This is a genomic window from uncultured Bifidobacterium sp., from assembly GCF_945269915.1.
Classification (GTDB): domain Bacteria; phylum Actinomycetota; class Actinomycetes; order Actinomycetales; family Bifidobacteriaceae; genus Bombiscardovia; species Bombiscardovia indica.
Genome location: NZ_CALYOY010000015.1, coordinates 1 through 12,049 on the forward strand (window position 1 = coordinate 1; position 12,049 = coordinate 12,049).

The following is a 12,049-nucleotide window of genomic DNA, read 5'->3' on the forward strand; positions in this document are numbered from 1 at the left end:
GCGGACAACCTCATCGGACAACCACATGGGCTCAAACATGCTCTTTTCTTTCTTTTGAAGACAAGACCATAGTAGTTACGTAATTTTCGCTTTTCTTAGCGTAATTTTTACACTAGACAAATACTCAATATTGACTCATGTCCGGACGGGCAAAACCAAAAACTTGAAGACCAATAGCGCTTGTTTGGTCATAAATCAGCAGTATCCTGTTGCATACTCAGAAAGTTTCGATAGACTCATTCCGGTACAATTCGGGAAAGGTGACCCAATCATGAGGAAAGATGTGAAACTCGCTGACATCGCCAAAGAGGCAGGGGTTTCAATCGCGACCGTTTCGAAAGTCATCAACGGCAGACCCGATGTGGCCAAAGCTACCCGAAGCCGTGTTGAAAAGCTGCTTGATTCGGCCGGATACCAGAAGTCTCTGATCAACACATCCAAGAGGAACTCCATCGAGGTCATCCTCGAACGCATCGATAGCGTCTGGTCCCTGGAAATCCTGCAGGGGGTGAGCGAGATGGCCCAGGAAAACGGCCTGAGCGTCACTCTTACCATGACGGGTTCCGACAATGAGGACAGGAATCAGTCCTGGATCTACGGAACCCTGGAGCGACGTCCCATCGGGGTCATCTTCGTCCTCCTCGAAGGCAAGGAGAAAGAGAAACACCTGCTCACATCCCGCAACATCCCCTTCGTGACCGTAGACTCCCGCGGCGAGGCCGCCGGCGATTCGGTGACCTTGAGAGCCGACAACTGGACCGGCGGGCTCCTCGGGACCAGACATCTGATCTCCCTGGGCCACACCCACATTGGGATCATCACAGGCCCCAAGAACATGACCTGTTCCCGTGCACGCTACGATGGCCACTGCTCAGCCATGTCCGAGGCCGGGATTCCAGTGGATCCGGCTCTGAAACGGTCCGGCAAGTTCACCGAAGACGACGGCCGCACCCAGGCGCTGTCCTTATTGACCACGGACCACCGCCCCACGGCAATCTTTGCCGGAGACGACCTTCAGGCCATGGGGGTCTATGAAGCGGCCAGACAGCTGGGCATCAGCATTCCCGGCGACCTGTCAGTGGTCGGGTTCGACAACATCCGAACCTCCGAATATCTCGGCCCCGCCCTGACAACCGTCGAACAGCCAATCTCAGAAATGGCCCGTCACGCCGTCGAGCTCATCCTGCAGATGAGGGATGGCCGGAAAGTGCAAAAAGAAACAGTCTTCCCCACCAGGCTCATCGTCCGGAACAGCACTGAACTCCTGCACCAGACCAGGGGGTGAAGCAACGAATCGGCATGGCCGATAGCTGCGGCTTCACCTCCTGAACTTCGAAGGAATCATCAGGATGCCGTATCCACCGAGTTCTGAATCTCGCTCACCAACTCTTCAGCAGCCTTGTCGGGCTTGGACTTGTCGAAGACGACATCCTGGAGCTTACGCAGGAAGGCATTCGTGAATCCGCTGGCGCCATTCGGCGTCGGGTCGGGATTATCGCCGGAAATCCTACTCATCTGATCCACGAAGTCAAAGAGCTGCTTGTCAAGCGGATTGGCGGTTGCAGCCAGCTCCTTACGGACCTTCTTATTGGTCGGGATGCCGCGATCGGTCCCGAACTCCTTGCCGGTCTGGTCATCGTTGATCAGGAAATCAATAAGCTTGGCGGACTCGGCAGGGTGCTTGGACTTGGCCGAAATGGACCAGTACATACCCGGCTTCATGTAGTAGTACTTCTTGCTGGCCGACCTGTCGGCAGGCATGGGAACAATCTTGAAGTTCTCGGTGCCCAGGGCCTTGGCATACTGTGCCAGCTGTGAGGAAAGGCCACCGGATCCGAAGGACAGGGCCTGCTTGCCCTTGGCCATATCGGTATCCTGCAGGGTGCCGTTGACCGCGGAGAACTGCTCGCTCCACTTGTCCGGGCTCCCGGCGATCGGGTTCTTGCCATGTGTCCAGTCATAGGCCTTCTGCATGTAGTCGGCCATCAGCTTCTTGTCGATGCTGACCTTGTTGCCGGTGAACATCGACCGTTTGCCGTGCTGACGCTGCCAGAGCTGGAAGTCATACCCGCCGAAGGTGGGCTGGGTACCCACATACTCCCCGTTGGACTTATCGACCACCTGCTGGCAGACGTCCTCATACTGCTTCCAGGTCCAGGCCGAGGTATCGGGAAGCGTGATGCCCAGCTTCTCGAGAATATCCATGTTGACGATGACACCATCCAAGGTCACGCTCGTCTCGGCGGCATACTGCTTTCCTTCAATCTGGCCTGCCTTCTTGTTGTCCACGGACATGTTCCCAAAATCGAGGAACTTCGACACCTTGGACAGGTCGTAGAGCGAACCCTGCGAGGCATACGAGGAGAAGTAGCTTTCATCCATCTGCATCACATCGGGGGCATTGTCGCCAGCCACCGAGGTCGCCAACTTGTCCCAGTATCCGCCCCAATCCGAGTACTGCATATCAACATGAATGTTGGGATTAGCAGCCTCAAACCGCTTTACCGCGGACTCGGTCAGTTTGACCCGGGCATCTGAACCCCACCAATTCAGGGTGATGGACACCTTTTCTCCCTTGGGGGCCAGAGCCGGCGCATCACTGCCGCTGCCCTCGGTGGCCGAGCCGCCGCAACCCGACAGGGCCATGGCCATGGCCGATGTGGCGGCAATGGCCGCAATCACTTTATTCTTGGATTTCATTATTGTTCCTCCTTGAAAGACGAGCGGGGACATGCCCCGACCCCACGGAATTACTTTCACAGCGCTACTACCGAACGATGCCGTCACCCGGATCCGAACCCGTAAACTCACGGTTCAAACGACATCGCACATCACGACTTCCCATCCCCCTCTCACGCAGATTGTCGATCGACGACCACGTACCGCCTGATGCCATCCTTGGCATTCCAAGTGGCAATCAGGGCCAAGACGGCCCAACCGAACAAGGGCAGAACGAAAACCGAATAAGGCATGAGGAGCACCACAGCACCCACAAGAAGCAGACCAACCATGAGCACCGACAGGTTCCGGGGGAGCCTGACCACGGCCAGAAGCAGGGAATCACGAATCAGATCCCGGTACTTGAAGTCGGTAGCCCAGATGAGCGGAAAAGTGTATGCGGCGGCCATGCAGAGCAGGGCCAGGACCAGGACAACCGCGGCCATGACCACAGTACCGACGGCCCCCCCGGCATGGGCATAGAAAACAATGCCGATGACGGAGACCGCCTGAAAACCCAGGAGGGTCCATCCACCACCCAGGACACGTTTCCAGTCAGCCATCATGGCATTCGGAAAATCGTGGATGGGACTGCACATCCGGCGTTCCAGAAGTAAGCCGCAAATCCGGCACAGCGCCGACCAGGCCATGGGTATGGTGACCACGGGCAGACAGGCCAGGCTGAAAAGCACACTCACCTGGATAAGTTGCCAGGGCCTGGTCACCAGCACGTGTCCCAACTGCCTGATCCCGGTTAAAGGCTGGACATCAGACTGTTCGACATACCCGTGTCGCTGACCATCGTGATACCGCAACAAGGCCATGTTTACCTCCTTGACTCACCGGATGCTGTCCTGTAGCCCCCATGCCAGCGAGACGGATCACTTTCCGCCAGTCGTAGCGATGCCCTCCACCAGATATCTTTGGCCGAAGCAGAAGACCAGGAAGAGCGGAATGATCGATAGGACACTCATGGCGAACATGGGGCCGTATGACGATTGCGACTGGGCATCGATGAAGGTGCGCAGAGCGATAGGCACCGTGTAATACTGTGGCTTGGTCAGGTAGATCAGCTGACTGAAAAAATCATTCCAGGTCCACATGAAGGTGAAAACGGCGGTGGTACCGATGGCCGGCTTCATCAGCGGCAGCAGCACCTGAAAGAAGATTCGCAGGTGTCCGGCACCATCGATCTTCGCGGCCTCATCCAGATCACGGGGTATGCCCCGAATGAACTGGTAGAAGAGGAAGACGAAGAACCCGTCCATGGCCAGGAACTTGGGCAGGACCAAGGGAACAATCGTGTTGATCATGCCCAGGGAATTCCAGATGATGTACTGGGGGATGACGATGACATGGATGGGGACCATCAGCATGAGCAGCATGAAGCCGAACATCAAGTTCCTGAAGCTGAAATTCAGGCGAGCAAAAGCGTAGGCCGTCAGAGAGCATGTCAGGATATTGCCAATGATGGCGAGGATTACGATGACGAAGGAATTGATGAAGTACCGGCTGAAGGGGTAGCTCAAGGCATGCCAGCCCTTGGCATAGTTCGACCAGACGGGTTGGGTCACCAGGAGTCCCATGTTCTTGAAGATGTCGTTCTGACCACGGAGGCTGGAGGCGATCATCCACAGGATCGGATAGAGCATGATGACTGCGAAGACCAGGAGAAGGACCTGCTTGGCCACCTGCCAGGCAATCTGCTTGAATCCTGTCCCGCTTTTCTTGCCGTGAGCAGTGGCGGCGGCTTGCAACACATCGGTTTTCATAATGTTCTGTGAGTCAGTCATCGTAATACACCCAATACTTGGACAGTGCGAAATTGATCAGGGTAAACACGGCCACAATGAGCACCAGAATCCAGGCCATGGCGGACGCATACCCCATCTTCAGCTGACCGAAACCCTGCTGATAGAGATACAGCGTGTAGAAGAGCGTGGAGTCGGACGGGCCTCCGGTGCCGCCCGAGACAACGAAGGCCTGGGTGAAGGTCTGGAAGCTGTTGATGATGCTCATGACCAGGTTGAAGAAGATGATGGGAGAAAGCATGGGGATCGTGATGGACCTGAATTGCCTCCACTTTCCGGCACCATCCACGCTGGCTGCCTCATAAAGCTCCCGGGGAATCTGCCGGAGACCAGCCAGGAAGATCACCATGGCCGAACCAAACTGCCAGACATGCAGGGCCACCAGGGTCCAATTGGCTGTGGCTGGATTGCCTATCCAGGACTGACTCAGGTGGAGACCAAACATGTTCAGGAAGTTGTTGAAGAGACCATCGGAGCCGAAGACCATCTTCCACAAGACCGCAATGGCGACGGAACCGCCCAGCATGGAGGGCAGGTAGAAGGCTGACCGATAAAAGGCCAGACCTCGCATTCCCCGGTCGAGTATCACCGCCAGGGCAAGTGCAGCCAACAGCTGCAGAGGCACCGACGCTATGACGTAGGTGAAGGTAACCCGCAGCGAATGCCGGAACCTTACATCCTTGAAGAGGGCGGCGAAGTTCTGTAACCCCACAAACCTCGGGCTGGTCAGCATGTTGTACTTGGTGAACGAGAGAACAACCGAGGCGACCATCGGAATCAGCGACAAAAATACCGCCCCCAGGGCCCAGGGGGCCATGAACCCACATGCCGCCTTGTTATCGGGATGTTTCTGCTTCGCTTTCCCCCGGTTCTTCACCAGAGAAGCGAATTCAACGGCGTAACTCACAGGTGCTCATCCCCTTTCAACGAGCGCTGGGACAGTCGAATGCTGCCTGGTTTACTTCCAGAAGACTGCAGTCTGTCTTCATTTCTGCCTACCTTTCCGGGAACGGTGGGAACCGAACAATGACCAACCCTGGCCACGCGACGTCTCCGTCAGATTCCTCTTCGTCTCTACAATCAGCGATATCGTATCATTGTTTACGAGAAATACCAAAACTTTTCAAGTTTTATATCGAAACTTTATATATGTACTGAATAAGGCTGAGACCTGAGCGAAAAGTCATTCTCCTGCTTTTACCTACTACTGACTGACAGATCCGACCAGCGACAGCAAGAACCCGGACAGACACTTGCTTCCACTTCTTTACTTTGTGCTTGTCGCCTCTACCCAAAGTACAACCTTCTCTATCAGCATCCGAGTCTCTTTGGGTATATCAGCATAATCGTCATCATCTTTTTCGATTTAAGAATCGACAGTTTCGTCACTAACTATTCCAGCTATTTTCAACCCCGTTCCCAACGGCAACGCGTAACCAACCAGGACAGCGCACCGCGAATCAGGCGGCGTGCACCGCCTGGTCAAGCGGAATCTCGAAGGGCGAAACCAGGAGACCCTCCACATTGGCAAGGGGGACACGAGGCGAGTGAGCCCAGGCATACCTTACGAAGACAGGGTCTCCCAGAACCCGATCCGAGTCCACGGGGATAAGGACCGTGTCGGGGGAAGCGATGGCCCCTTGCACGGTCTGTGGGCCGTGACCGGACCCGGCATCGACCAGGTCGAAGGTCAGGGGCCCCTGAGCCACCAGACCTGAGCCGGCCCCGGTGAAGTGGAGGATGATTCCCTCCTCCCTACGTTCGGCATGGCTGATATCGGGACCCATCGCCTGGTGGTCGGCCCCGTAGACCATGGCCTGGGCGGCGTAGGCCAGACGTTCCCCCACGTGCTTTTTGTCCAGGGGGTGCAGGTCGTTGTCTTCCCCGAGGTCACAGGCAACCACCATGGCGGTCTGGTCCAGGACCAGGGCCTTGCGCTGCTCATCACGCAGACGTGGCCATTGCTGGCCCTCGATACACAGGTTGGGCAACTGGACATAGATGAACGGAAGGTCAGGCCTGCCGAACAGGGTCCGCCAATCCTGAATGAGACCCATGAATTTCCGGGCATATCCTACGGCGGTACGCGAGGCATTGGACTCACCCTGGTACCAGAGGACTCCACATATCGGCATCCCGCCCAAGGGCGCCACCATGGCGTTGAAACAGGAGGATGGAAGCCGGGACGGGAAGTGCCTGACCGGAGCCGGTGGCGCACAGACACCCCTCCGGTAGGACCAGAGCCCCTTGGTATCCAGATCCACTTCGGCACGATCCATGTCGGTGATGGCCAGGGAGCGGTGCTTGCCCGGGGTCCACCCGCCACCTAGGTCAGTATCGATATGCAGACGCACGGTTATCTGCACCTGGGCACCCAGGCGGTCAATCGGATAGGACCGGGGCGGGTAGCGGTATCCGGTCGATCCGACCAGGCGTCCGTCCACATAGCATTCGTCCGCATCGACCAGGGTGCCCAGGTTCAGCCTGGCCGGATGCCCCTGATAGGGAGCCGGAATATCGACCCGGCACCGCATCCAGACGACCCCCGGGTCGGCCAGGGCATCATGCACCCGCCAGGCCCGGTCGAGGTCCAGACCATCCCAGCCGGAATCGTCGTAGTCCGGGGCAAACCAATCGCCGGCCAGGCCACGATCGGCCCGGTCAACGTCCCTCCGGTACGCCTCGTCGGCTTCATCCTCGGACCGCCGAAAAGCGGCAATGTCCTCCGGGGCGGGGCGATCCGCCGCCCCTGCCCCGAGATACCCGAGACCTTCCAGGCGCGGACCGCTCATCCAGGTCTCTATGGGAGTGCCGCCGATGGCCACCTGGATCAACCCCAGGGGCACATCCTGATCCCGCCTGATCGCCCGTGCGAAAAAGAACCCGACACCGGACACATCGGTCAGGCCATCCCTGCCCACAACCTCCCAGAACCCTCCTTGCACATCATCAAGAGGCCCCCTGAAGGAGACCGATTCCGGAACGCGGAAGAAACGTATCCGGTCATCGTCGACATGGTCGACCTCATCCTGGTAGCGGTCCTTCAACCGCCCCATCCCGAGTTGCATATTCGACTGACCGGCCAATATCCATACATCGCCGAAAAGGACATCTTCAACCAGGATCTCCTCACCCTCGGCCCCGGACCGATCGGTGGAGGTGGCACGAAGGACATAGGGGCCACCGGCTGCGTGAGCAGGCAGGTCGAGCCGCCAATGGCCGGAGGCATCCACCTCGGCGGTTCCGGAGGCATGATCCAGGGTCACCCGAACCAGGGAACCGGGGTCGCCATGCCCCCAGACCCGACCGGGCGCATCTCGCTGCAACACCATTCCCGCACTGAACACAGGCGACAAACGCATAGGGAACCACCTCATCGTCAGGAAGCGATCGTTCCTGCCCAAGCACCAGATTATGTGATGACCGTATCATCGACAAATCGGCCGGATGCAGGGAACCGTCCATCGGCCCAGCCGCCCGGGAAGGACCGGATCAGCCCAGAAGAGCCAAGAGGTCCTTGCGGCTCAGACGGCCGATGTCGGAGGCACCGGTGACCGCCGCGGAGTCCACGAAGCGGGAAACCAGGTCGCTCTTGGATCGCTGCAGGTTGAGGATGCGCTCCTCGATCGTATCCTTGGCCACGATCTGATAGACGTTCACGTCCTGGGTCTGGCCGATCCGGTGGGCCCGGTCGTTGGCCTGCTCCTGGGCGGCTGCGTTCCACCAGGGGTCGGCGTGGACCACCACGCAGGCACCGGTCAGGTTCAGACCGGTGTTGCCCGCCTTCAGGGAGATCAGGAAGACCGGTGTCCTGTCGCTGTTGAACTGCTCGACCAGGTCCAGGCGGCGCTTCTTGGATGTGGCGCCGGTGATCATGTCGTAGCCCACCCCGAGCCCACGCAGCCGCTGGGCGATCAGGTCCAGGTAGGAGGTGAACTGGGAGAAGATCAGCATCTTGCGACCGGCATCCTGACAGGAAATGACCAGGTCCTCGATGGCGTCCAGCTTGGCCGACCGGCCGGGGCGGTCCACCTCGGAGCGAGCTTCGCCATCCTGCGGGTCGTCATAGACCAGTCGGGGGTCGCAGCAGACCTGCCGCAGCCTGGTCAACTGTGCCAGGACCTGGATCTTGCCGACCTCGTACTCCCGGTCATGCTCGCGGTTCAGGGTGCCCCTGAGCTCCTGCTCCAGGGCGGCGTACAGCTTGCGCTGGCGGCCTTCCAGGGGGACGGTGATGACATTCTCGATCTTCTCGGGAAGGTCGGTCAGGACCTGGGACTTGATCCTACGAAGGATGAAGGGGCCGACCAGGGCCTGGAGCCTGGCCTGGGCATCCTGGTCACCGCTCAGGATGGGCATCTCGAAACGGTCGCGGAAGTGGGCATACGGGCCCAGGATACCGGGCATGAGGAAGTCGAAGATGCTCCAGAGCTCGGACAGCCGGTTCTCGATGGGGGTACCGGTCAGGGCGAATCGATGGCGCGAGTCCACGGTCCGCACGGCCCGGGAGGCCTTGGTGGCATGGTTCTTGATGTACTGGGCCTCGTCCAGGACCAGGGTGTCGAACGAGCGACCCCGGTAGTCCTCGATGTCGCGTCGAAGCAGGTCATAGGAGGTGACCAGAAGATCGTAGGATCCGCAGGCCTCGAGCATGGACCTCCTGTCGGCCTTGCGCCCGGCCAGGATCCCGACCTTCAATTCGGGGGCGAAATGCCGGGCTTCGGCAGCCCAGTTGTAGACCAGGGAGGCCGGGCAGACGATCAGGGAGGGCAGACCTGGTTCATCAGCGGACCGGCCCTGATAACCAGCCTGGCCGGGTGTATTGCCCGCCTGGTCTCCCATGTTGGACTGGCCGGATTCCCCGGCGGTCTGATTGTGACGGTAAAGCAGATAGGCCAGCATCTGCACGGTCTTGCCCAGGCCCATCTCGTCGGCCAGGATGCCGCCGAAGCCCCGATCGCTCACCGTGTTCAGCCACCGGTACCCCTCGACCTGGTAGGGCCGCAACCGGCCATGAAGGTTCTCCGGCACCTGATAGGCCCGGGGATCCACGGTCCTGAGCCCGTCCAGATAGGAGCGGAAACCCTGGTCCCGGTCCTCCTGACCAACCTGGACATCCAGGTAGTAGGCCTGGTAGGCGGGCACCGGCACCTGGCCGGCATCCAAGGTGGCCAGGGGGATGCCCAGGTCCGAGGCCACGGCATCGATCTTGCTGGTATCCAGGGTGGCCAGGTCCACGAAGGCCCCGTTGCGCAGCCTGTGGAAGCGCCGACGCTTGCGGTACTGGGCCAGGAGCTCGGCCACCTCGTCCGGGTCGATCTCCTTGGCGATGGGAGATATCTCGACCAGTCCCGACTTGAGGCTGACCCCCACCCTGATCTGGGTATGGCTGCTCACGGTCAGGCCGTCGAAGGCCGGGGTGGAGAAGACCTGACCAAGGCCCCGCAGGAGGGGCAGGCCCTGGGTCAGGAAGGCGTAGATGCCCTTTTCGTCCGATTCGGGAATCCGGACCAGACCCTCCCGGGGGGCGGGGAAGTACTGGCGGACCGCCTCCTTGGCCAGACGCTCGCTATCCAGGTCACGGATGGCATCACCGGCTGTGGGAAGATCCTGGAAAATAGGATAGCTTAGCTCTGCATACCTGGCTTCAGGATCGCAGATGATTCCCTCCTGGTCACGATCCAGATAGAACTCGATCTGACAGGGGGGGCGGCGCAATTCCGAGAGCTCAGGAGGAAGACTGGCGACCAGGGCGGGAGTCCGCAACCCCTTCCCGTTCTGACCATGACCCGGGGCGAGACCCTGGCCGCGATTTTGATCCCCTTCCAGACCGCGACCTTGCTCCCGACCCCGCCCCCGGGCCGAATCAGCACCGGAACCGTCCAACTCAGGCAGGACTGTCCGAGTGAAGAGGCCCAGGTCGTCCCGGTCCAGATAGAGCCCGGATTCCTCCTGGTCACCGCAGAGGGTTTCAATCAGTTCCCGATCCTTGATGAACCCCGGGGAACACCGGTGAATGACCGGGTCGGCATCCTGGATCCCGCCGGAGGTGACTGGGCGCACCACCACAAAGGAGGTGGCCTGGCCCGGAATGAACCGTTCCACCGACACCTCATGCCCGATCAGGTACCCGCCGGAGCCGGCCCCACCGGACCGGTCGGGACTGATGCTGATTCCCAGGTCCGGGTCCCCATCAACCACCCGGGCGGGCATGGTCTGGCGCAGATAACGCTCGTGGGGCGTATAGTCCAGGGTCAGGCCCGAGTCCACATAGAGGTCGAGGAGCTGGGCCACCTCGTCGTCGGTCAGGGTCATCTGCCCCAGGGAGGACCGGGTAACGTGACGGCCGGAGGGTTCCTGCTGGGCGGCCAGATTTCGACGGATGACGGCGGCCCTCTCCACCAGGCCGAGCAGGGAAAGGGACCGCTGGTCGAAGGTGTCCCTGGAATGGACGAAGGCCAAGTGGCGGCCATAGGAGACGAATTCGGACTGATCCACAGCCCGCAGGAGGGCGGGGATGTCCTTGACCAGGTAGGAGACGCCCTTGGAGACACTGGTGATGTGGAACCGGATCTGCCAACCGCCGGTCAGATCGGCCAGGTCGGGCCTGAGCCCAACCGAGCCTATGGGCATGTGCCGGTTACGGTCGGTTACGGGGCCGGCCTGATCCCCTGCACGGTCATCGACCTCCCTGAGGAGCTTGAGCTGCCTGTCCTGATAGGAACGCCGGATGTTCCTCTCCTCCCGGAGCATGTAGGCGCCCAGGGAGCGGGAGGTCCTGCGGGCCCCGGATCTGCGGCCGCCGGGGACGGTCACCCGGTCGAACCCGTCCGGATCCTCGTTGTAGGCCATGATCAGGGCTATGACATGCTTGCAGACGGAACCCTGTCGCCCGAAAGCCTGGCAGGTGCAGGAGGAACCGATCACCTGGCCTTCTGACTGGTCCAGTCGGGTCTGCACCACGTAGTCGTCGGTCAGGTCATAGGTGGAACGAACCCGGGTCGAGAGAGTCAGGAGGTCGCCCTCTTCCCGGACCTTCATGCCGGTCATGCGGTGTGCGTCGAGGAGCTCATGAGCGCGGAAGTAGGCCCTGCCCCCCAGGCGGCGCAGCTTGGCATCAGATATGACGTCCAGGCCCTCGTAGGTGGTTGAATCATCATCGTCACCGGCATCGAAAAAGCCCAGGTCACTCCCCCCGCCGGACCTTCCACCATAGACCGCCGCATGCCAATCCAAACCCACGACCTCCTCTGAAAACCATCGTACTTGAACGGAGAGGGGCAAGACTCGTCTTCTCTCCAAGAGCCCACCAACAACGCCCTGAGTCTACCAAGTCAGTCGCACCGCCCTCCGAGCCCATCGATAGGAATAAAAACGTCGGCCGGTGTCGGATTGCGCAAAAGCGCCCTCCGCAGGGAAGCGAGGACGGAAAGGTGGATGGAGTGGAGGCCTGAAGAAGTGTTGTCCATTACTGTGAAAAAAAAAACAGGATCAGTACAGCAATAAATGGCACCGGTTCC

At 59.8% G+C, this 12,049-nt stretch carries 7 protein-coding genes; 1 reads left to right on the forward strand and 6 read right to left on the reverse strand.

The window, feature by feature from the left end; genetic code table 11:
* Positions 1-271 precede the first annotated feature (271 nt).
* Positions 272-1,285 (forward strand): LacI family DNA-binding transcriptional regulator, encoded by a 1,014-nt coding sequence (locus Q0K62_RS04070; RefSeq protein ID WP_297316704.1) that lies wholly within the window; start codon positions 272-274, stop codon positions 1,283-1,285.
* A gap of 59 nt (positions 1,286-1,344) precedes the next feature.
* Here Q0K62_RS04070 and Q0K62_RS04075 read toward each other — a convergent pair whose 3' ends face one another.
* From Q0K62_RS04075 to Q0K62_RS04100, 6 genes are all read right to left on the reverse strand, one after another.
* A complete protein-coding gene (locus Q0K62_RS04075) occupies positions 1,345-2,700 on the reverse strand; it encodes an extracellular solute-binding protein (RefSeq protein WP_297316705.1) in 1,356 nt (451 codons plus the stop codon).
* 152 nt (positions 2,701-2,852) lie between these two features.
* A complete protein-coding gene (locus Q0K62_RS04080) occupies positions 2,853-3,542 on the reverse strand; it encodes a hypothetical protein (RefSeq protein ID WP_297316706.1) in 690 nt (229 codons plus the stop codon).
* Positions 3,543-3,599: 57 nt separating this feature from the next.
* Positions 3,600-4,490, reverse strand: coding sequence for a carbohydrate ABC transporter permease (locus tag Q0K62_RS04085; protein WP_297316707.1), 891 nt, complete (start codon positions 4,488-4,490; stop codon positions 3,600-3,602).
* A gap of 13 nt (positions 4,491-4,503) precedes the next feature.
* Positions 4,504-5,436, reverse strand: coding sequence for a sugar ABC transporter permease (locus Q0K62_RS04090; protein WP_297316708.1), 933 nt, complete (start codon positions 5,434-5,436; stop codon positions 4,504-4,506).
* 553 nt (positions 5,437-5,989) lie between these two features.
* A complete protein-coding gene (locus Q0K62_RS04095) occupies positions 5,990-7,855 on the reverse strand; it encodes a sialate O-acetylesterase (protein WP_297316709.1) in 1,866 nt (621 codons plus the stop codon).
* A 166-nt stretch (positions 7,856-8,021) separates the two neighbouring features.
* Positions 8,022-11,771 (reverse strand): SNF2-related protein, encoded by a 3,750-nt coding sequence (locus Q0K62_RS04100; protein WP_297316710.1) that lies wholly within the window; start codon positions 11,769-11,771, stop codon positions 8,022-8,024.
* Between the last annotated feature and the right edge of the window lie 278 nt (positions 11,772-12,049).

Coding starts and splice junctions, on each gene's coding strand:
- Q0K62_RS04070 (WP_297316704.1), top strand. CDS start 272: ATGAGGAAAGATGTGAAACTCGCTGACATCGCCAAAGAGGCAGGGGTT.
- Q0K62_RS04075 (WP_297316705.1), bottom strand. CDS start 2,700: ATGAAATCCAAGAATAAAGTGATTGCGGCCATTGCCGCCACATCGGCC.
- Q0K62_RS04080 (WP_297316706.1), bottom strand. CDS start 3,542: ATGGCCTTGTTGCGGTATCACGATGGTCAGCGACACGGGTATGTCGAA.
- Q0K62_RS04085 (WP_297316707.1), bottom strand. CDS start 4,490: ATGAAAACCGATGTGTTGCAAGCCGCCGCCACTGCTCACGGCAAGAAA.